16 protein-coding genes are annotated in these 20,597 nt (G+C 61.7%); 7 read left to right on the top strand and 9 right to left on the bottom strand.

Features of this window, described 5'->3' with window-relative positions; all coding sequences use genetic code 11:
* Positions 1-97 precede the first annotated feature (97 nt).
* The 6 genes from purH to rodA all read left to right on the top strand — a co-directional run bounded on the left by purH (position 98) and on the right by rodA (position 7,215).
* Positions 98-1,597, top strand: a complete 1,500-nt coding sequence (purH, locus tag IPJ76_05345) for a bifunctional phosphoribosylaminoimidazolecarboxamide formyltransferase/IMP cyclohydrolase (GenBank protein ID QQR87652.1) — start codon at positions 98-100, stop codon at positions 1,595-1,597.
* 14 nt (positions 1,598-1,611) lie between these two features.
* Positions 1,612-2,637 (top strand): rod shape-determining protein, encoded by a 1,026-nt coding sequence (locus tag IPJ76_05340; GenBank protein ID QQR87651.1) that lies wholly within the window; start codon positions 1,612-1,614, stop codon positions 2,635-2,637.
* A 66-nt stretch (positions 2,638-2,703) separates the two neighbouring features.
* A complete protein-coding gene (locus IPJ76_05335; protein QQR87650.1) occupies positions 2,704-3,534 on the top strand; it encodes a rod shape-determining protein MreC in 831 nt (276 codons plus the stop codon).
* Positions 3,531-4,049 carry a rod shape-determining protein MreD gene (gene mreD / locus IPJ76_05330; GenBank protein QQR87649.1) on the top strand — a complete coding sequence of 173 codons (519 nt, stop codon included), beginning with the start codon at positions 3,531-3,533 and terminating at the stop codon, positions 4,047-4,049. Before IPJ76_05335 ends, mreD begins: the two co-directional genes overlap by 4 nt.
* Positions 4,046-5,896, top strand: a complete 1,851-nt coding sequence (gene mrdA, locus IPJ76_05325) for a penicillin-binding protein 2 (protein QQR87648.1) — start codon at positions 4,046-4,048, stop codon at positions 5,894-5,896. The genes mreD and mrdA overlap by 4 nt, the downstream gene beginning before the upstream one ends.
* On the top strand, positions 5,893-7,215 hold the full coding sequence (gene rodA / locus IPJ76_05320; protein ID QQR87647.1) for a rod shape-determining protein RodA: 1,323 nt from the start codon (positions 5,893-5,895) through the stop codon (positions 7,213-7,215). The genes mrdA and rodA overlap by 4 nt, the downstream gene beginning before the upstream one ends.
* 11 nt (positions 7,216-7,226) lie before the next feature.
* On the opposite strand, the gene IPJ76_05315 is transcribed toward rodA, so the two are convergent.
* The 9 genes from IPJ76_05315 to IPJ76_05275 form a co-directional block, all read right to left on the bottom strand.
* Positions 7,227-7,871, bottom strand: coding sequence for a hypothetical protein (locus IPJ76_05315; GenBank protein QQR87646.1), 645 nt, complete (start codon positions 7,869-7,871; stop codon positions 7,227-7,229).
* Positions 7,872-8,157: 286 nt separating this feature from the next.
* Positions 8,158-9,960 carry a cbb3-type cytochrome c oxidase subunit I gene (locus IPJ76_05310; protein ID QQR87645.1) on the bottom strand — a complete coding sequence of 601 codons (1,803 nt, stop codon included), beginning with the start codon at positions 9,958-9,960 and terminating at the stop codon, positions 8,158-8,160.
* A gap of 21 nt (positions 9,961-9,981) precedes the next feature.
* Positions 9,982-11,265 (bottom strand): cytochrome c oxidase subunit II, encoded by a 1,284-nt coding sequence (locus tag IPJ76_05305; protein ID QQR87644.1) that lies wholly within the window; start codon positions 11,263-11,265, stop codon positions 9,982-9,984.
* A gap of 30 nt (positions 11,266-11,295) precedes the next feature.
* On the bottom strand, positions 11,296-12,420 hold the full coding sequence (locus IPJ76_05300; GenBank protein ID QQR88398.1) for a quinol:cytochrome C oxidoreductase: 1,125 nt from the start codon (positions 12,418-12,420) through the stop codon (positions 11,296-11,298).
* Between the two features lie 97 nt (positions 12,421-12,517).
* On the bottom strand, positions 12,518-13,222 hold the full coding sequence (locus tag IPJ76_05295) for a cytochrome c (protein ID QQR87643.1): 705 nt from the start codon (positions 13,220-13,222) through the stop codon (positions 12,518-12,520).
* A gap of 3 nt (positions 13,223-13,225) precedes the next feature.
* A complete protein-coding gene (locus IPJ76_05290; protein QQR87642.1) occupies positions 13,226-13,759 on the bottom strand; it encodes a DUF3341 domain-containing protein in 534 nt (177 codons plus the stop codon).
* Positions 13,760-13,762: 3 nt separating this feature from the next.
* Positions 13,763-15,148 carry a polysulfide reductase NrfD gene (gene nrfD / locus IPJ76_05285; GenBank protein ID QQR87641.1) on the bottom strand — a complete coding sequence of 462 codons (1,386 nt, stop codon included), beginning with the start codon at positions 15,146-15,148 and terminating at the stop codon, positions 13,763-13,765.
* Between the two features lie 15 nt (positions 15,149-15,163).
* Positions 15,164-18,406 carry a TAT-variant-translocated molybdopterin oxidoreductase gene (locus IPJ76_05280; GenBank protein QQR88397.1) on the bottom strand — a complete coding sequence of 1,081 codons (3,243 nt, stop codon included), beginning with the start codon at positions 18,404-18,406 and terminating at the stop codon, positions 15,164-15,166.
* Between the two features lie 23 nt (positions 18,407-18,429).
* Positions 18,430-19,749: a c-type cytochrome gene (locus IPJ76_05275; GenBank protein QQR87640.1), complete on the bottom strand. Its 1,320-nt coding sequence runs from the start codon at positions 19,747-19,749 to the stop codon at positions 18,430-18,432.
* A gap of 335 nt (positions 19,750-20,084) precedes the next feature.
* Between IPJ76_05275 and IPJ76_05270 the strand changes: the two genes are divergently transcribed.
* The gene (locus IPJ76_05270) at positions 20,085-20,564 is read left to right on the top strand and encodes an SPOR domain-containing protein (protein QQR87639.1); all 480 of its coding nucleotides are present in this window, start codon (positions 20,085-20,087) and stop codon (positions 20,562-20,564) included.
* Positions 20,565-20,597: the final 33 nt, after the last annotated feature.

Genomic DNA, 20,597 nt, shown 5'->3' with positions numbered 1-20,597 from the left:
GGTAATCCGTTGCCTTTCAGGGCGGTGAGGCTCCGCGCACGGTGTTGCCGCAGTGTAAACTTGCGCAACCAAATCGCGGCCTTCGCGCACATCCCCATTGGACGGCACCAAGCGCATCACCAGCGCGCTCCTTTCTGTTTACCAAAAAGACGGTCTTGAACCCATCGTCCGGAGCCTCCACCGCCTGGGGGTGCATCTCTATTCCACGGGAGGAACGCAGGAGTTCATCGAGCGGCTGGGCATTCCCGTTACGCCTGTCGAAGAACTCACCACCTATCCGAGCATCCTTGGGGGCCGCGTGAAGACATTGCATCCGAAGGTGTTCGGCGGCATTCTCGGCAGGCGCGGCCTTGAGAGCGACGTGGCCCAGTTGGAGGAGTATTCCATCCCGCCGATCGACCTTGTGGTGGTTGATCTGTACCCGTTCGAGGCGACGGTAGCGGCGGGTGGAACGGAGGAAGCGATCATCGAGAAGATCGACATCGGTGGCATCAGTTTGATCCGCGCAGCGGCCAAGAACCACAACGATGTGGTCATCGTGCCGAGCATGGGCCAGTACCCGGCGTTGCAGAGGATGCTTGACGAGGGAAAGGGGACCAGCACGTTGGCTGAGCGTAAGCAGCTTGCCGCCGCTGCCTTCGCCGTTAGCTCCAGCTACGACGGTGCCATCCAGCGCTGGTTCACGGGTGGGACGCACGTGTTGCGCTATGGCGAGAACCCCCACCAACCGGCGGCCTTCCACGGTGACCTGCGCGGCATGTTCGAGCAGCTGAACGGCAAGGACCTCAGCTACAACAACTTGCTGGACCTGGACAGTGCGGTGGAACTTGTTGACGACCTCGCTACGCTGCCTGGCGTGCCTTTCGCGATCCTGAAGCACAACAATGCCTGCGGTGCCGCGCTGCGGCCGACAGTGAAAGCTGCTTGGGACGATGCGCTTGCTGGCGACCCGGTGAGCGCGTTCGGCGGCGTGCTCATCACCACCGCCGTTATCGACAAGATCACGGCCGAGGCCATCGATACCATCTTCTTCGAGATCATCTGCGCACCGGGCTATAACACCGATGCATTGGAGGTGCTTCGGAAGAAGAAGAACCGCATCATCCTCGTGCGTAAGCCTTCCACCAAACCAGCCCGGAAACTGCGTACCGCGCTCAACGGCGTGTTGGAGCAAGCGCCTGACGCGGCCGTTGATGGACCAGCCAACATGTCCGTGGCCACCAAGAAGGCACCGACCGCAGTGGAAATGGACGACCTGGTCTTCGCGAACATTCTGGTGAAGCACACCAAGAGCAACGCCATCGTGCTTGCGAAGAACAGGCAGCTGCTCGCCAGCGGCACCGGACAGACCAGTCGCGTGGATGCACTGGAGCAGGCCATCGCCAAGGCGGGCAAATTCAACTTCGACCTCAAGGGCGCCGTGATGGCCAGCGACGCCTTCTTCCCGTTCCCCGATTGTGTCACCATCGCTCACGCAGCCGGCATCACCGCCATCGTGCAGCCGGGTGGCAGCATCAAGGACAACGAGAGCATCGCCGCCTGCGATGCGCAGGGACAAGCCATGGTCATCACCGGCAACCGCCACTTCAAACACTGAACCTACCCCATCACATGGGCCTCCTCAACTTCTTCACCCAAGAGATCGCCATCGACCTCGGCACGGCCAACACGCTCATCATCCACAACGACAAGGTGGTGGTGGATGAGCCGAGCATCGTGGCCATGGACCGCACCAGTGGCAAGGTGATCGCCATAGGACGTGCTGCGCAGCAGATGCACGGCAAGACGCACGAGAACATCAAGACCGTGCGTCCGCTGCGGGACGGCGTGATAGCGGACTTCCGGGCAGCGGAAGAGATGATCAAGGGCATGATCAAGATGATCAACCCGGGTCGCCAGCTCTTCGCCTCGCAGATGCGTATGGTGATCTGCATCCCCAGTGGCATCACCGAAGTGGAGAAGCGCGCCGTGCGCGACAGCGCCGAGCATGCCAACGCCAAGGAGGTGTACCTGATCCACGAGCCCATGGCCGCTGCCATCGGTATCGGTATCGACGTGGAGGAGCCGATGGGCAATATGATCATCGACATCGGCGGCGGCACAAGCGAGATCGCGGTGATCGCCCTGGGTGGCATCGTGTGCGACAAGAACATCCGCGTGGCTGGTGATGAACTGACACAGGACATCGAGGAGTACATGCGCCGCCAGCACAACATCCTTGTGGGCGAGCGCACGGCCGAGCAGATCAAGATCGAGGTCGGCGCCGCAATGACCGAACTGGAGAACCCACCGCCCGATTATGCTGTGCGGGGCCGCGACCTCATGACGGGCATCCCCAAGGAGATCACGGTGACGTACGCGGAGATCGCACAGGCCCTGGACAAGTCGATCAGTAAGATCGAAGAGGCCATCCTGAGCGCCTTGGAAGCCACGCCGCCCGAGCTGAGCGCCGACATCTACCGCACCGGTATCTACCTGGCCGGCGGTGGCGCCCTGCTGCGCGGCCTCGATAAACGCATCAGCATCAAGACGAAGCTGCCCGTGCACGTGGCCGAGGATCCCCTGCGCGCAGTGGCTCGCGGCACCGGCATCGCGCTCAAGAACATTGATCGTTTCCAATTCCTGATGAGGGATTGAAGAGTAGTGAGTAGTGAGTGGTGAGTCGTTACCACTCACTACTCACTACTCACCGCTCGCTACTCGATGAGAGACCTCTTCAGATTCCTCTGGCGGTCGCGGAGCACCTTGCTGTTCATCGCGCTGATGACGCTCTCGTTCGTGTGGCTGGCGCGCGGAAACGACCATCATCGGGCGCAGGCCTTCACCAGTAGCCAGGCAGCTGTGGGCACGGTGTACGGCTGGCGCGATGAAGTGGTGCAGTACACCAACCTTGTGGAAGACAACCAGCGTTTGAACGGTGCCTTGGCCCATCTGATGGAACGCTCACGCGGCAGTTTCCTGGCCACCACGGCCCCGGTGCACATCGTGAACGACACGGTGCTGTTGCAGCGCTACCGCTACTTCGACGCGGGCGTGATCAACAACACCATCGGCAAGCAGCGCAACTACCTCACCTTGGACAAAGGCACCAAGGCCGGGTTGGGCAAAGGCATGGGCGTCATCGGGGCGAAAGGCGTGGCGGGCAAGGTGTACGAATGCAGCCCGCGGTTCAGTACGGCCATGAGCTTGTTGAACGCGGACCTGCACTTCAGCACCATCTTCCCGAAGACCGGGCATTCCGGCATTTACACTTGGGATACCGGCGACCCGCTGACGGCCCGCGTTAGCGACGTGCCCAAGCATGCGCTCATCGAAGTGGGCGACACCGTGGTGACGGGCGGCAACGACCAGGTGTTCCCCATGGGCGTGCCGGTGGGCGTGGTGCAAAGCGTGGAGAACACGCCGGGCGCGGTGGCGCTGGACATCGTCATCGCCCTGAGCGAGGACCTGTCGCGGTGCAACCACGTATGGGTGGTGAACGACCTGCTGACCTTGGAACGCGACACGTTGGAAGCCAAGCTCCCCGCCGAATGATCATCGTCGGCAACCTGTTCCGGTTCGTGGTGCTCATCGCCGCACAGGTGCTGCTGCTCGATCAGCTCGATGTGGCCAACGGCTGGCTGGTGCCCTACCTGTATGTCCTTTTCCTGATCATGCTTCCGTTGGAACTGCCTACATGGGCGGTACTGCTCATCGGGTTCGCGACCGGGGCCACCGTGGACCTGTTCAGCAGCACCCCGGGCATGCATGCCGGGGCCTGCACCGTGATGGCCTTCGCGCGCACGGGCGTGCTGCGGCTGCTGCGCCCGCGCGATGGTTATGAGCCCGGCGTAACGCCGAGCCTGCGGACCATGGGGGCCGTTTGGTTCATCACATGCTCGGCTCTCCTGGTGCCCGTGCACCACATCTGGCTCTTTTTCACCGAAGTGCTCCGCTTCGACCGGTTCTTCGGAACACTGGGCCGCAGCCTGGCCAGCGCCGCGCTCACCCTCGTGCTCATCCTGCTGGTGCAGCTCCTCTTCTTCCGCTCCGATCGGCAGCGCTCATGAACTTCGAGGACCGCAAATACGTGCTGGTCGCCACCGTGCTCTTCGTGTGCGCGGTGTTCGTGCTGCGTTTGTTCTACGTGCAGGTCATCGACGACCAATGGACTAAAAAGGCGGCCAACATCAGCCAGCGCACCATCACGGAATTCCCCAGCAGGGGCCTCGTGTACGACCGCAAGGGACGACTGCTCACGGCCAACACCCCGGTGTACGACATCATGGTGGTGCCACGTGAGGTGAAAGGCCTTGATACGGCGGCATTGGCGCAATTGGTGGGCGTACCGTTGGAAGAGGCCCGCAAACGTCTGAAGGATGCCAGGGCTTACAGCGCCTACAAGCCCAGCATCTTCGAGAAACAGATCACTGCGGACCAGTACGCGGCCATTGCCGTGCACCTTCACAACCACAAGGGATTCTATGGGCAAAGCCGCACCCTGCGCACCTACCCCGCGCGAGTGGCGGCGCACCTGCTCGGCTATCTCAGCGAAGTGGACGCGCGGAAAGTCGAGCAGGACCCGTACTATAAGCCGGGCGACGTGATCGGCGTGGGCGGGTTGGAGAGCTATTACGAGAAGGAGCTCCGGGGGCAACGCGGCGTGCGCTTCATGCTAGTGGACGTGCACAACAACATGAAGGGCCGCTACAAAGGCGGTGCCTACGATACGTTGAGCGTGGACGGCAAGCACCTCTTTACGAGCATCGACCTCGACGTGCAGGCGCTGGGGGAGCGGCTGATGAAGGGCAAGAAGGGCAGCATCGTGGCCCTGGAACCAAAGACCGGCGAAGTGATCGCCATGGTGACCTCGCCCACGTACGACCCCGAGCTGCTCGTGGGCCGCGTGCGCAACACCAACTACCGCATCCTTCAGAAGGACTCGCTCAACCCGCTGTTCGATCGCGCGTTGCAAGCGCAGTACCCGCCGGGCTCCATTTTCAAGATCGTGCAATCGCTCACGGCCTTGCAGGAAGGCGTCATTCAGCCCAACACCAGTTTCGCGTGCAACAAGGCATTGGTGGGCTGTCACAACCACCCCACGGCGGGCAGTGTTGAAGAGGCCATCCAATACTCGTGCAATCCCTACTTCTACCAAGTGTTCAAGCGCCTGTTGGAGCAGGATAAAGACCCGAACCGCTTCAAGGACGCCGCCATCGGATTGAAGGAATGGAAGGAGCACATGCAGCGCTTCGGTCTTGGTGCCAAGCCCGCGCTCGACCTGCCCGCGCTCAAGGGCGGAAGCATCCCTGGTGTTGACCTGTACGACCGTGTGCATGGCAAGGAGCGCTGGGCCTTCAGCACCATCTACTCGCTGAGCATCGGCCAGGGCGAAGTGCTGGTGGTGCCCGCGCAGATGGCCAACCTCGCGGCCATCTTCGCCAACCACGGCTACTATATCGACCCGCACGTGGTGCGCGCCGTGGGGCACCAGGACAGCACGCTCACCACGTGGCAGCGCCATGAGACCGGCATCGATGCCAAGTGGTTCGACCTGGTGGACGAGGGCATGCGCCGCGTGGTGAACGAGCCCGGCGGCACGGCCCGCAGCGCCCGCATCGATAGCATCACCGTGTGCGGCAAGACCGGCACCGCCGAGAACCCGCACGGACAGGACCACGCCGTGTTCATCGCCTACGCGCCGATGGAAGATCCCAAGATCGCCATCGCCGTTTACGTGGAGAACAGCGGCTTCGGCGGTACGTGGGCCGCGCCCATCGCAAGCCTGCTCATGGAGCAGTACCTCACCGGCGAAGTGAAGCGCCCCGAGGTGGTGAAGAAGATGGAGGAGGCCGACCTCATCAGCAAGGAGAAGTTCTTCGTGAAGAAGAAAAAACCCGCGCGCCGCCGCCGATGAACAAGCGCGAGAACATCATCGCCAACCTCGACCCGGTGATCCTGGGCATCTACCTGCTGCTCATGGGGCTGGGGCTGATGAACATCTACAGCGCCAGCTACGACCCCGACTTCCCCAATTTCTTTGACCAGACCACCGAGCACGGCAAACAGGCCGTGTGGATCGGCATCAGCCTCACCCTGGGCGCTGCGGTAATGCTGGTGCGCGGCGACTTCCTCCGTGATTTCAGCTATGGCATCTACGCCTTCATCCTGCTGTTGCTCGTCCTCGTGCTCATCATCGGCAAGGAGGTGCATGGCCAGAAGGGTTGGTTCGGTGTGGGCTCCTTCGGCGTACAGCCCAGCGAGTTCGCCAAGTTCGCCACAGCCCTTGCCCTCAGCCGCTACCTCAGCGGCTTGAAAGCGCTCGCCGATAACCGCTCGCGACTGGTCAGCACGGTCATCATCGCGGCCCCGGCGGCGCTCATCCTGCTTCAACCCGATACAGGCACCGCGCTCGTGAGCCTCGCCTTCATCCTGGTGCTCTACAAGGAAGGCCTGTCCGGTAACTTCCTGCTCCTGGGCATCCTGGCGCTCGTGCTCGGCATCCTCAGCCTGCTCACCAAGGACAGCAGCCAGGACCTGCCTTTCACCGAGGTGGTGCTCACCGGCAAGTACTTCCTCATCACAATGATCGCGCTCGTGCTGCTGGGCCTCGTCTTCGTGGTGCGCCGCTTGGTGGTGCGCCGCGAGCGCAAGCGCTACTTCCAGCTCATGGGGTTCACCTTCCTCATCAGCGTGGGCATCATCAGCAGCGTGGACTACGCCTTCAACAACGTGCTGCAGGACCACCACCGCGACCGCATCCTGGACATGCTGGGGCAGAAGGAAGACCTGAAGGGCTTCGGCTACAACGTGGAGCAGAGCAAGATCGCCATCGGGAGCGGCGGCCTGCTCGGCAAGGGCTACCTGGAAGGCACGCACACCAAATACAAGTACGTGCCCGAGCAAAGCACCGATTTCATCTTCTGCACCGTAGGGGAGGAGTGGGGCTTCCTGGGCAGCGTGCTCCTCATCGCGCTGTTCGCCACGCTCATCCTGCGCATCATCTTCATCAGCGATCGGCAGCGCTCGCGCTTCACGCGCATCTACTGCTACTGCGTGGCGTGCATCTTCTTCTTCCACCTCACCATCAACATCGGCATGACGGTCGGCCTCGCCCCCGTCATCGGCATACCGCTGCCCTTCTTCAGCTACGGCGGCAGCTCGCTCATCGGCTTCAGTATCCTCCTCGGCATCCTGCTACGGCTCGATGCGGAGAGACTGGGGCAATTGAGGTGATCAGAGCGCGATCACCTGTTCAGGTCGTTCCACATATCCCCGGTGAACACCTTGACGCCCGCCACGTAGATCGGCGCGGTGAGTTGTTCGCCAAGACTTGCGCTGGCGCGGAACACCAGCCGGTAGCCGAAGCCGGCCTGCAGCCCGAAGTACTTCAGGAAGCGGTACTGCACCACCATGGCGGGTTCGTAGGTGGCGAACCAGGTCTTCCGCCACTTGCGGGTGGTGCCCGTGAGGTCTTCATACACCACGCTGCCATGGCCCAGGCCCACTTGCACGGGTATGCGCACGGTCCAGCGGCGGCGCTGGTAGAAGGCGTATTCGGCGTAGGCGTTCACGTAGCCCATCCGCAACCGCATTTCCACGTTGCGGAGTATGCCCGCCTCGAAGATCTGCCGTTCGCGGTGCACGGGCTTCAGCAGCACGCTGTATCCGAAGCCGTACTGGAACCGGCGCGCATGCTCCCAGCCCACCTTCACCCCGTGGATGTTCACGGGTTCGTTGCTGATGAAGCTGCCGCGCGTGTCGAGGCGCACCACGATGCGGGGCTCTTCCTGCCTGAACAGGCGGATGCTGTCCAGGAGCTGAGCGGTGGAAGTCAGGGGAAGGAGGAAGAGCAGGAGCGCCAATAGACGCCCGGCAACAACCTTCTTCACTTGCACTCTGACCCCTCTCCAGCGGAGTGGGGCAGGGGTGAGGCTGGATTGCAATGGCGCAGAAGCGCCATACCGGAGCCCGCGCGTCAAGCGCGGGGTGACGACAAGGTGGTAGCTCCTTGGTGGCAAGGGCGCGGGTTGGGCTGGGTGCTCCACGGCGTTCGCTTGCACTCTGACCCTTCCCCTCCGGGGAAGGGCAGGGATGGGGTCAAAGCGACGGAGTTGGGCCGAAAACAAAGCGTCCGCACCATCGGTGCGGACGCTTCAACGCTCGTTCATTCAACGATCAGCCGTGGCTCTCCTCCTCGCCGTCGGCATGCGGCACGTTCTGCGGCACGAAATCCTCGTCCTTGCCGGGCTTGCTGTAGTCATAGGGCCAACGGTGCACCTCGGGGATCTTGCCGGGCCAGTTGCCGTGCATGTGCTTCACGGGGGCGGTCCACTCCAGGGTGGTGCTGCGCCAGGGGTTCTGGCTGGTGGCCGGGCCCCGGAAGATGCTGTAGAAGAAGTTGTAGATGAAGATGAGCTGGGCCAACGCGCCGGCAATGGCGAAGACGGTCACCACCACGTTCAGGTCGATGACGTTGTCGAACATCGGGAACGAGGTGTACTCGTAATAACGGCGCGGGGCACCGGCCAGGCCGATATAATGCATGGGGAAGAACACGCCGAACGCGCAGATGAAGGTGATCCAGAAGTGCGCATACCCCATGCGCGTGTTCATCATCTTGCCGTACATGCGCGGGAACCAGTGGTAGATCCCGGCGAACATCCCGAAGATGGCGCTCATGCCCATCACGATATGGAAGTGCGCCACCACGAAGTAGGTGTCGTGCACGGGGATGTCCAACGAGCTGTCGGCGAGGATGATGCCAGTGAGACCGCCCGCGATGAAGGTGGCCACAAGGCCGATGCTGAAGAGCATGGCCGGCGTCATCACGATGTTGCCTTTCCAGAGCGTGGTGATGTAGTTGAACACCTTCACCGCCGACGGTATGGCGATGAGCAGGGTGGTGACCACGAACACGCTTCCGAGGAAGGGGTTCATGCCGGTTACGAACATGTGGTGGCCCCACACGATGAAGCTCAGGAAGCCGATCGCCAGGATGGACCCGATCATGGCGCGGTAACCGAAGATGGGCTTGCGCGCATTGGTGGCGATGATCTCGGACGTGATGCCCAATGCGGGCAGCAGCACGATGTACACTTCCGGGTGGCCGAGGAACCAGAACAGGTGCTGGAAGAGGATCACGCTTCCGCCCATGTTGTCCAAGGCCTCACCGCCGATGTGGATCTCGCTCAGGTAGAAGCTGGTGCCCAGTGTCCGGTCCATGAGCAGCAGCAGCGCCGCGCTCAAGAGCACAGGGAAAGAGAGGATGCCGAGCACCGCGGTGATCAGGAATGCCCAAATGGTGAGCGGCATGCGCGTCATCTTCATGCCCTTGGTGCGCAGGTTCAGCACCGTTACCACGTAGTTCAAGCCACCGAGCAGGGCACTGACGATGAAGACGGCCATGCTGGTGAGCCAGAGCGTCATGCCGGCGCCGGAGCCGGGTATGGCCTGTGGCAATGCGCTCAGCGGTGGGTAAACGGTCCAGCCAGCGCTTGCGGGTCCCCCTTCCACGAAGAGACTGGCGAGCATGAGCACGCTGCTGAGGAAGAAGAACCAGTATGACAGCATGTTCAGGAAACCGCTGGCCATGTCGCGCGCTCCCACCTGCAAGGGGATGAGCAGGTTGCTGAACGTACCGGACAGACCGCCGGTCAGCACGAAGAACACCATGATGGTACCGTGGATGGTCACCAACCCGAGGTACATGTTGCTGTCCAGCACGCCGTTGGGCGCCCACTTGTCACCCAGGAAGAAGTTGGTGATCGCGAAGCCCTCGCCCGGCCATGCCAGTTGCAGGCGGAAGAAGATGGACATCATCACGGCCACCACGGCCATGATGATCGCAGTCACGAGGAACTGCTTGCTGATCATCTTATGGTCTTGCGAGAAGATCCACTTCGAGATGAAGCTCTCCTCGTGGTGGTGGTGCTCGTGGTGAGCGGCCGCCCCGTGATCAGCGTGTGCGTGTGCACCCATGGTTCGTCAATGCGTTGTTGGTCAGTTGCCTGCTGGTGAGGTCACCACGGCCACTACCGTACTGTCCTTAGCTACCGTTGCCGTACTGTCGCCTGTTGCCGTAGGTGCGGGTTCCCCCGCTGCGGCTTCGGCGATTTCGAATCCTTTCTGGTTGATGTCGGCCACCCATGCATCATAGGCTGCCTTCTTCTCCACGATGAGGTCCATCTGCATGTTGTAGTGGCTCGCACCGCAGATCTTGTTGCACAACAGCACGTAGTTGAACTTGTCGTTCTTGGTCACCAAGCGCATGCTGTCGGTGGTGATGGTGGGCGTCATCTTGAACGCGGTGCTCATGCCCGGCACGGCGTTCATCTGGGCGCGCATGTGCGGCAGGAACATGCTGTGGATGATGTCGCGGCTGCGGATCACCAGGTTCACCTCTTCGTGCACCGGCAGGTGGAATTCCTTGATCACCACATCATCGGCACCGGCAGCGTACTTGCTGGCAGCTCCGTTCTTGGCGAAGTCCTGCTGCATCATGGTGCGCAGGTTCACGATGCGGTCCATCTCGCGGCTCACTTTGTCCGCGTGGTTCTTCAGCTCGGTCAGTTTCTCCTCGGGCAGCACGTCCTTTCCATCGGCCACTGATCGGATCGTGGCATCCTTTTCCTTCTGGAGTTCACCCAAACGCGTTGCGATGCTCTTCTCCGTGACGATGCCCAGCGGGTTGTTGTCGTTGATGAGGCGGAAGTCGGTGGCACCGAGCACGCCGTCCTTGCCGGGATAGCGTGCTGTCCAATCGAACTGCTTGGCGTAGAGCTCAACCTCCGGAGTGCCGGGGGCCGCCTTGGCGGTGATGTCCTGCCAAGCATTCAGGCCGGTGATGACGATCACTGCCAGGAAGATGGCAGGAGCAACCGTCCATGCCAGCTCGAGCTTGTTGTTGTGCGGGTACCACTTCGCCACGCGGTCCTTGCGGAAGTAGTACTTGCCGGCGAAGTAGAAGAGCAGCGTGTTCGTGAAGAAGAACATCACGAACAGGATCACCCAGTTCAGGGTCATCAGGTCATCGAGCACCACGCCGTGCTTGCTTGCGCTAACGGGCAGCAGTTTGTCGCCGTAGGCGAAGTAGAGCCAGAAGAAGAACGCGTAGTAGGCGATGCAGAAGATCCAGAAGGCCTGCCCGTTGCTGCGGTTGGCAGCCGGGCTGATCTCCTCTTCCTTCTTCCCACGGAGCTTCGAAGTGATCTCATAGACCCGCGCCATCTGGGTGACGGCGATGATCCCGAGGGCAATGACCAGTAGTACCAGGAGCGTCATCATCTGCTGAGGTGGTTCGTTGCCGGTGCGGGCTTAGATGCTGTGGTGGATGCTCTCTTCAAGGTACGGGTGCTGCACGGGTGTCAGCGGTGCCTTGGTCAAGCGGTTCAACGTCACGTAAACGAATGCGCCGAGGAAGGCGAGGAACAACCCGACTTCCACCAGGCCCAGGTGCCAATGGTCGTGCATGGTGCCCGGCATCACGATCATGAACACATCGAGCCAGTGGCCGATGAAGATCACCGTGCCCACGCCGATGAGGAAGCGCGGATTGCGCTTGGCGTCGCGGCTCATCAGCAGCACCATCGGAATGGCGAAGTTGATGAAGAAGGTCATCCAGAAGATGGGCATGTAGTGCTCCCATCGCGTCTGGAACCACGTGACCTCCTCGGGGATGTTGGCGTACCAGATCAGCATGAACTGGCTGAAGAAGAGGTAGGTCCACAGGAAGCTGATGGCGAACACCCATTTGCCCATGTCGTGGATGTGGCTGTTGTTCACTTGAGGCAGGTAGCCCTTGCTCTTGAGGTACAGAGCGATCACCACGGCCGTGATCATGGCGCTCACCCACATGCCGCTGAACACGTACCAGCCGAACAGCGTGCTGAACCAGTGCGCGTCGATGGCCATGAGCCAGTCCCACGACATGGTGCTGCTGAACACGGCGAAGAACACGAGGAACAGGGCGCCCCGGCGGTAGTTCTTCAAGTGGCTCTTCACCAGGGTCTCACCGCTCTCCTTGTCCATGCGCAGGCTCTCCTTGCGGAACCAGTGCGCGGCAAACACGAAGGTGGCCACGTAGGCCAATGTGCGGATCCAGAAGAACGGTTGGTTCAGGAAGGCTTTTTTGCCGTCCATGATCGCGTCGTAATTCGGGCTCGCGGAATCGTAGAGCGTGGGCTCCATCCAGTGGTAGAGGTGGCTCCAATGGAGCGCTGGCGTGCTACTCAGGAGCACCAGCAAGATCACGCCCGCACCGATGGGCAGCCAGGCCAGCATGCCTTCGTAGACGCGCTTCACCATCACCGTCCACGCGGTTTCGGTGGCGTATTGCAGGGCGTAGAAGAACAGCGCGCCCAAAGAGATGCCGAAGAAGAAGAAACCGCACACGAGCAGGTTGGCCCACACGCGTTGACCGGTCTCGCCGTGGCTGGTCATGAAACCGGCCACGAAAAGCAGCAGACCGAAGACGGCCAGTGCCAAGCTCAGTGTGCGTGCCCGTTTGCTGAAGGTGAATTCCATCGTGGTGCTCGTATCAGTTCGCGGGTGTATTCTCGATCCTGCTCGAATTGACAGCCGTTGTGGCGCTGTCGGCGACGGCGGGTGCCGCACCTACGGTCAGCTTGCTGTCGTTCTGCAGGTATTGCACGTAGCGGGTCACCAGCCAGCGCTCTTCCTTGTTGAGCTGTCCGGCGTGGCTGCCCATGGCCAGGTTCTTCCCGTACATCAGGCTGTGGAAGATCTTGCCTTCGGGCAGGGACTTCAGCGGGCCGTTGTAGGCGCCTGGCGGCGGGTAGTTGCCGTTGTTCACCACAGGCCCGTCACCGGCACCTTTCTCGCCGTGGCAGTGCTTGCACATCTTGTCATAGATCACCTTGCCCTTGTCCACGTTCTCCTGTGTCATCGGCAGGGGGCAGAGGTTGGCGGCGGCGGCCTCGTAGCCTTCCGTGGTGTTGGGGTAGGGGTAAGGGAAGTTGTAAGCGGCTTTGCTCTGGTCGGCGGCAAAGGCGATGGTGCCCGGCACCGGCTTGCGCGCGCTTTGGGTCATGCGCTGACCGACCACCACACTGTCCTCGAAGTAGTAAGGGTCCTGGCCGTAATCCACATAAGCCTCCACGGCCGGGCTGCGGTACATATCAGGGAAATACTCGATGCCGGGGCTGTCCGGATCGCCACCGCACGCCGCGAGGGTGAACACCGCGAGCGCCGCCGAAGTAAGGATGAGGGTGTGCTTGCTCATGGCTCAGTACTCGCGTTCGTTGATCTCGAACACCGGCGTCTCGCGCAGCATGCTGGTGATCTGCTCGGCGCTGTGCCCGTGGTTGTCCTCGGTGCGCAGCTCCATCACGAACTTGTCGTCGGTGCTGCGTGGGTCGGGGTTGCGCGCAGGCATGCCGGGCAAGGTCTTGTTGCGGATCAGGTAGGTGATGGCCATGCCGTGCGCGGCACAGAACACCGTGAACTCGAACATCACCGGCACGAAGGCGGGCAGGTTGTGGTAGAGCGTGTTGTTGGGCTTGCCACCGATGTTCATCGGCCAATCGGTGATCATGAAGTAGTAGAAGCCGATCAGCGCGAGCGTGGTGCCCGTGATGCCGAACATGAACGATGCGATGGCGAGGCGGGTGCGCTTCACCCCGATGATGGGGTCCAGACCGTGCACCGGGAAGGGGCTGTAGACGTCCTTCACCTTCACGCCGCTGGTCACCAGCTTGCGCGCAGCGCCTTTCAGCACTTCGGGATCGTCGTACACCGCGTAGATGACCTTGTTCGCCATGGCCTAGTGGTGGTGGTTTTTGGCTTCGGCCTTGTAGCTCTCGCCGGTGATCTTCAGGATGCTCTTGAGCTCGTTCAGCGCCAGCACGGGGAAGTAGCGGGCGAAGAACAGGTACAGTGTGAAGAAGATGCCGATGGTGCCGATGAAGATGCCGGCATCCACCCAGGTGGGATGGAACATGCTCCAGCTGCTGGGCACGTAGTCGCGGTGCAGGCTGGTGACGATGATCACGAAACGCTCGAACCACATGCCGGTGTTCACCACCAGGCTCATGAAGAACGTGAAGGTGAGGTTGCGGCGCCAGCTGCGCACCCAGAACAGCTGCGGGCTGATCACGTTGCAGGTCATCATCGCCCAGTAGCTCCACCAGTACGGACCGGTCGCCCGGTTGATGAACGCGTAGCTCTCGTACTCCACGCCGCTGTACCAGCTCACGAACAGCTCGGTGATGTAGGCCACACCGACGATGGAGCCGGTGACGATGATCACGATGTTCATGTACTCCACGTGCTTCACCGTGATGTACGCCTCGAGGTGCATCACCTTGCGCATCACCAGCAGCAGCGTGAGCACCATGGCGAAGCCGCTGAACACGGCACCGCTCACGAAGTAGGGCGGGAAGATGGTGGTGTGCCAGCCGGGGATCACGGAAGTCGCGAAGTCGAAGCTCACCACACTGTGCACCGAGAACACCAGCGGGGTGGCGATACCTGCGAGCACCAAGCTCACCTCCTCGAAGCGGGTCCACGCCTTGGCGTTGCCCTTCCAGCCGAAGCTGAGGATGCTGTACGCGCGTTTCCAGCTCGGTTTCGTCAAGCGGTCGCGGATGGTGGCGAAGTCGGGGATGAGGCCGATGTACCAGAACACGAGCGATACGCTGAAGTAGGTGCTGATCGCGAAAACGTCCCATAGCAGCGGGCTGTTGAAGTTCACCCACAGCGAACCGAACTGGTTGGGCAGCGGGAACACCCAGTAGCCGAGCCACAGGCGGCCCATGTGGATCAGCGGGAACGTGGCCGCCATGATCACGGCGAAAATGGTCATGGCCTCCGCCGAGCGGTTGACGGCCATGCGCCATTTCTGACGGAAGAGCAGCAGCACTGCGCTGATGAGGGTTCCGGCGTGGCCGATACCGACCCACCAAACGAAGTTGGTGATGTCCCAGGCCCAGTCCACCGTCTTGTTCAAGCCCCAGCTGCCGATACCGTTGCTCAGCAGGTAGATGATGCAGCCCACGCCGTAGAGGGCGATGAGCGAGGCGATGGCCGTGAGGATGTACCAGCCGCGCGGGGCCTTGTTCTCGATCGGACCTACGATATCGTTGGTGATATCGTGGTACGTCTTGTGGCCCAGGATCAGGGGCTCGCGTAGTGCTGCTTCGCTGTGCATGTGGTCCTGTGCTTCTTAGTGGTGCGCGCCACCGTGCGTGTTGCGCACGAGGGTCATGTAGCTGATGTTGGGCTGCACGCCGATCTCGTCGAGCATGCCGTAGGCGCGCTCATCGGCAGCGAGCTGCGCCACGTTGCTGTCCTTGTCGTTCAGGTCGCCGAAGGTGATGGCGCCCGTTCCGCAAGCGGCCATGCACGCCGTCTGGATGTCGCCGTCCTTCACCGGGCGGCCTTCCTTCTTGGCTTGGAGCTTACCGGCCTGGATGCTTTGCACACAGAGGCTGCACTTCTCGATGACACCGCGGCTGCGCACCACCACGTCGGGGTTCAGCACCATGCGGCCGAGATCGTCCCATGCGGGGTTCACTTCGGCGAAGCGCTCGGTGACATAGTTGAACCAGTTGAAACGGCGCACCTTGTAGGGGCAGTTGTTGGCGCAGTAACGCGTGCCGATGCAACGGTTGTAGGCCATCTGGTTGAGGCCCTCGTTGCTGTGCGTGGTGGCCGCCACCGGGCACACCGTTTCGCACGGTGCGTGGTTGCAGTGCTGGCACATCACCGGCATCATGAACACCTTCGGGTTGCGGCTCGGCACTTCCATTTCCAGGAAGCGGTCGATCTTGCCGAGACCGGCCTCCTTGCCCGCAGCGTGCGTCATGTCGCTGCTGTAGTAGCGGTCCAAACGCAGCCAGTGCATGTCGCGGCTGCGGCGCACTTCGTCCTTGCCCACTACTGACACGTTGTTCTCCGCTGTGCACGCCGTGATGCACGCACCGCAGCCCGAACAACTGTTCAGGTCGATGTTCATGCCCCAGCGGTGGCCCACTTGGGCGACCGGATGCGCGGTCCAGAGGTCGAATTCGCTCGTCGGCTTCTTGTCCTGGGAATTGATGGTGCCGTCACCGTTCACGTCTTCGTGCACCACCAGTTTGTGCGGCTCGTTGTAGCCGCCCACTTCCTTGCCTTTGTGCTCGGCCCAAACTTCCTGCGTGGTCTCCTTCGCGATGCTGTGACGGTCCATGGCCGTCATGTGCGTTTGCGCGAGGGCCAGGGCATAGGTGCCGCCCGTGAGGCTCACCGCGCCAGCACCGCTGTAGCTGACCGATCCACCCACCATGCTGGTGAAGGGGTAGGCGCTTTTGCCCACGGGCACACCGTCCACGGTGGCGGCCAAGCCCACTTTCTCGCCATTGGCACCACGGCCATAACCCATTGCGATGCTCACGCTCTTGGGGGCTTGGCCCGGGCTTGGGACCACCGGTAGCTCCAGTTCAACACCGTTCACTGTGACTTTCGCCACGTGCGCGGGGCTCTGCTCGCCGATGTACAGGTTGCGCACGCTGGCACCGTTCATCTCCCAGCCCAACAGGCCGATGAGATCCTCGGGTGCCATGCACACGTAGTTGTCCCAGGTGACTTTGCTGATGGGGTCGGGCAGCTCCTGCAACCATGGGTTGTTGGCGTGCAAACCGTTGCCGATGCCTTCTTTCTCGTACAAGCTCACCTCCCACTCACCGCCCTTCGTCGCGCTCTTCGCGTCGGTTGCGGCGGCGCTTACATCCCCAGCGAACGCGGATGCTTCAGCAGGGTTGGTGTAAGCATCGTACACGCCGTTGTGCACGCTCATGTTCCACGCGTTGCCGAAGTCGGCCACACCGCCCATGTTCGCCTGCCAATTGGCGCGGATGAAATCGTAGTAGCTGCTGTTGTCCCCGCTCCAACGCAGGATGCTCTCCTGCCACTGGCGGGTGTTCCAAATGTTCTTGATGGTGGGCTGCACCACGGCGTAGCGGCCCGGCTTCGGCATGGCGTCGTTCCAGCTCTCCAACCAGTGGTGGTCGGGGCAGATGGCATTGCACGCGCTGGCGGTCTCGTCCGCGTAGCTGCTGAAGCTCACACTGAAGCACTTGCCCAGGCCGGTCTTGAACTCGGCCGCGTTGGCCAAGGTGTAGGCCGGGTTCACGCCGCTGATGAGCAGCACGCCCACCGCGCCGGCATTCATGTCCTTCACCAGTTGCGCCACCTTGGCGTCGTCGCCTTGGCAGAAGCTGGTGGGGTTGGCCAGATCGATGGTGCTGCCGTAGTTGCCCAGCATCGCGTTGATGTGGTTCACCAACACCTGCACGCCTTCGTTGTTCTCGCCTGACAGCACTACGCTGCGGCCTTTGGCGGCGAGCAGCTCCTTCGCCGCGTGCTTCACTTCATCACTTGCGGCACCACCGCCAGCGGTCGTTCCACCGGTGGCTTTGGCGATCTCGTCGTGCAGGGCGATCAGCGCTGCGTTCACCTCGCTAGGCTTCAGCATCACGCGCTCGTCGGCACTGGCCCCGCTCATGCTCATGCGGCTCTCGAACTGCCAGTGGCGGCTCATGTTGCCGGGTTTACGGCGCTCGGCGTACTGCCAGCCGTGCTCGGTGGTGCTGCCCCAGCTGCTGAGGAAGTCGGCGCCGAAGCTCACCAGCACATCGGCTTTGGTGAGGTCGTAGCTCGGCATCACGCGCTTACCGAAGCTCTTCAGGTTGGCGTTGGTGACACCGCTATAGCTGATGGTGTCGTACTGCACATGCTCCACCAAGCTGCCGGCGCCATCGGGACCTGCGGCGTACTTGGCTTGAAGCTTCGCAACGGCGGCCTTGGTGCTGGGACTGATGATGGTGCTGGTGAGCACCACAATGCGCTTGTCGGCGGCAGCGGCCTTGTCCAGTTCAGCTGCAACGGCCTTGTCAACGTCTGCCCAAGTGGCGTCGGCACCGTTCAGCACAGGGTTGCGCAGGCGCTGTCCATCGTACAGGGTGATGACGCTGCTGTTGATGCGCGCGTTCACCATGCTGCGGCTGCGCAGGGCATCCTTCTCGTCCTTGGCCGGACGGGTGTTGATACCGAAGCGCGGGTTGCCCTTGATATGGATGGGGCGGCCTTCGCGGGTCTTCACCAGTACGCTGGCGTAGTCGCTGCCATCGTAGTAGGTGCTCGCGTACCAGTTGGCCACGCCGGGGGTGATCTCCTCCGGCTTGTTCACGTACGGAATGCTCTTCACCACCGGCGTTTCGCAAGCGGCCAGGGTGGCGGCACCGATGCCGAAGCCCAGGAACTTGAGGAAGTCGCGGCGGCCCGTGGTGGCGCCGGTCAACTTGCTGTCGCCCAGCACCGCATCGATGGCGGGCAGTTGCGTGGGGAACTCGTCCGCGCGGGCCTTGGCCACGGCTTCGTTGCCGTGGAGGTCGGCGAGGTCGGTCCAGTAGTGGTTGTTGCTCGGCATGGTCGCTTGGCGCGTGTTCAGGATCAGTAGTGGCACTTGGCGCATTCCCAGCCACCAAGCTCCTTCACGGTGATCTTCCCGTCTTCCAAATACTCCTTCAGCTCCTTATGGCCCAGGTCGGTGCCATAGAGGCGATGCTTGATCTCGTCGTAGTAGCCGCCGTTGCCGTCCAGCTTGATCTCCTTCTGGTTGTGGCAGTCGATGCACCACGCCATGGTGAGGGGTGCCCACTGCTCGGCTTCCTTCATCTCCTTGTCGATGGGGCCGTGGCACTGCTGGCACTCCAGTTTGCCAACGGCTACGTGCTGCGCATGGCTGAAGTACACGTGGTCGGGCAGGTTGTGCACCTTGTTCCATACAATGGGCTTCTCCTCGCCGGTGTACTCCTTGCCGTCCCAGCCCACGGCCGCGTAGATCTTCTGGATGTCGGCCGTGCCCTCGTCAGTTCGGCCCTTGTTCACCGCCTTGTGGCAGTTCATGCAAACGTTGGTGCTGGGGATGCCGGCGTGCTTGCTCTTCTCGGCGCTGCTGTGGCAGTACTGGCAATTGATCTCCAGGTTCCGGTCCTTGGCCGCACCGGCGTGCAGAGTGTGGTTGAAAGCGATGGGCTGGCTAGGGTGGTAATGCTCCACGTCCTCACCGCCGTACACCGCGATGTTCATGGCCCAGATGTAGCCCTTGGTGATCAGGAAGCAGAAGAGGAAGATGCCGATGACGCTCGCCCAGTACTTGTGGTTCCCGCACCAGTCGTAGAAGCGCTGCCATATCGTTTGATCGGGCAGGGGGCCTTTGCCTTGCTGCTCGCTCAGGGCGCTGTCCAATTGCCGCTTCACACCACCCACGCTCATGGCCACAATGGCGAAGAGGATGGCCAGGATGATCAGCCAGATGAGGAGGCTGTTGTCATCACCCACAGCAATATCCTCACCCGGAGGAGGTGGCGGAGGAAGCGGCGGTGCATAATTGTCCGCATAGTGCAGGATGGCGTCGATCTCCTCGTTCGTGAGCGCCTGCGGCGTCATCACGCTGTTCTTCCAAGTAGCAAAGAGCTCAGCTGCGTAGGAGTTGCCGGTTTTGATGTAGGCCTGGCTGTTCTTGACCCAAGCGTAGATGTCGCCTTTGCCTTCCCAACGTGCTCTGGCGCCCTGCAAGCCGGGACCGGTCATAGGGTCGATCGGCTTATGGCAGCTACCGCAGTTTCCCTTGAAGAGCTTCTCGCCAGCGGCATACACCGCTTCGTCCTTCTGGGCGGAGGCTGCGTTGGGCGAGGCCGCAAGCAGGAACAGGAAGAGTGCGCTAAGGAGTGTCGTTGAAAGTCGGGAAATCCTTGACTGGCGCGGCATTCCTGAAGTTTTAGCGGGAGAGCACCCTCCGTTGATCGCGCGCAAAAATAGAAGCCGATGCTTTCGCTCCATGACGATCGCATGACATGTCCCCGGGCGCTCTCTATTTAGAAGCGTTCTAAGAAAAGGCCGATGCACTACAGCCCGCGATGGGCCTGATCGTGCGGGGTCGAACGCCGGATGGATCGTGCGCTTGGAAAGTCATGACGAATTGCGCTGACAGCCGGTTGTGGAATCGTGGGGATGTCCCGTGCGCTCGTTCTTCTTTTCATCCTGCTCGACGAGAGCGGTGAACACAAGTCCGCATTGGTACGCCGTTAGCTTTGGCCGCCGTGATGCGTTTGTTCGTACTGCCCCTGCTGTTCTTCGTTTCTCTGCTTGGGTTCGGCCAGGATGGTTCGGAGAAGGATCTGCCAGCGCGGGACCGGGTGGCCGGAACCGTACGTGACGCATCGGCCAGGACCGACACCCCTGTGGTGGCTGTTGGTGATGTCACCATCGAACAGGATGAGCGGATCGCGAAGCTCATGGGCCAGTACGCGGCGCACAAACATCCGCTCAAGGGTTTCCGGGTGCAGATCTTCCTCGGCAGCGACCGCGACAAAGCTCGGGAGATGCGCCGATCCTTCTTGGTGAAGCACCCGGATGTTGGCGGCTATGAGAGCTACTTGGCGCCCAACTTCCGCATACGTGTGGGCGACCTGCGCACACGACTGGAGGCGGAGAAGCTGCGCGATGTGCTGAAGGCCGAATACCCGGGGTGCTACATCGTGCCGGATGAGATCGAATTGCCGCGCATCCCGGACGTGAAGTAGGCGCATCGCTTCACCCCAACGTCGGCGGCCAGG

This window comes from Flavobacteriales bacterium, from assembly GCA_016699575.1.
Taxonomy (GTDB): domain Bacteria; phylum Bacteroidota; class Bacteroidia; order Flavobacteriales_F; family PHOS-HE28; genus PHOS-HE28.
Note: the sequence above shows the minus strand (reverse complement) of the source record. Positions and strands in the feature narration are given on the sequence as shown.

Excerpts from the sequence above, each read along its gene's own strand:
- IPJ76_05340 (QQR87651.1), top strand. The coding sequence starts at position 1,612 with ATGGGCCTCCTCAACTTCTTCACCCAAGAGATCGCCATCGACCTCGGC.
- IPJ76_05335 (QQR87650.1), top strand. The coding sequence starts at position 2,704 with ATGAGAGACCTCTTCAGATTCCTCTGGCGGTCGCGGAGCACCTTGCTG.
- mreD (QQR87649.1), top strand. The coding sequence starts at position 3,531 with ATGATCATCGTCGGCAACCTGTTCCGGTTCGTGGTGCTCATCGCCGCA.
- mrdA (QQR87648.1), top strand. The coding sequence starts at position 4,046 with ATGAACTTCGAGGACCGCAAATACGTGCTGGTCGCCACCGTGCTCTTC.
- rodA (QQR87647.1), top strand. The coding sequence starts at position 5,893 with ATGAACAAGCGCGAGAACATCATCGCCAACCTCGACCCGGTGATCCTG.
- IPJ76_05310 (QQR87645.1), bottom strand. The coding sequence starts at position 9,960 with ATGGGTGCACACGCACACGCTGATCACGGGGCGGCCGCTCACCACGAG.
- IPJ76_05305 (QQR87644.1), bottom strand. The coding sequence starts at position 11,265 with ATGATGACGCTCCTGGTACTACTGGTCATTGCCCTCGGGATCATCGCC.
- IPJ76_05300 (QQR88398.1), bottom strand. The coding sequence starts at position 12,420 with ATGACCAGCCACGGCGAGACCGGTCAACGCGTGTGGGCCAACCTGCTC.
- IPJ76_05295 (QQR87643.1), bottom strand. The coding sequence starts at position 13,222 with ATGAGCAAGCACACCCTCATCCTTACTTCGGCGGCGCTCGCGGTGTTC.
- IPJ76_05290 (QQR87642.1), bottom strand. The coding sequence starts at position 13,759 with ATGGCGAACAAGGTCATCTACGCGGTGTACGACGATCCCGAAGTGCTG.
- nrfD (QQR87641.1), bottom strand. The coding sequence starts at position 15,148 with ATGCACAGCGAAGCAGCACTACGCGAGCCCCTGATCCTGGGCCACAAG.
- IPJ76_05280 (QQR88397.1), bottom strand. The coding sequence starts at position 18,406 with ATGCCGAGCAACAACCACTACTGGACCGACCTCGCCGACCTCCACGGC.
- IPJ76_05275 (QQR87640.1), bottom strand. The coding sequence starts at position 19,749 with ATGCCGCGCCAGTCAAGGATTTCCCGACTTTCAACGACACTCCTTAGC.
- IPJ76_05270 (QQR87639.1), top strand. The coding sequence starts at position 20,085 with ATGCGTTTGTTCGTACTGCCCCTGCTGTTCTTCGTTTCTCTGCTTGGG.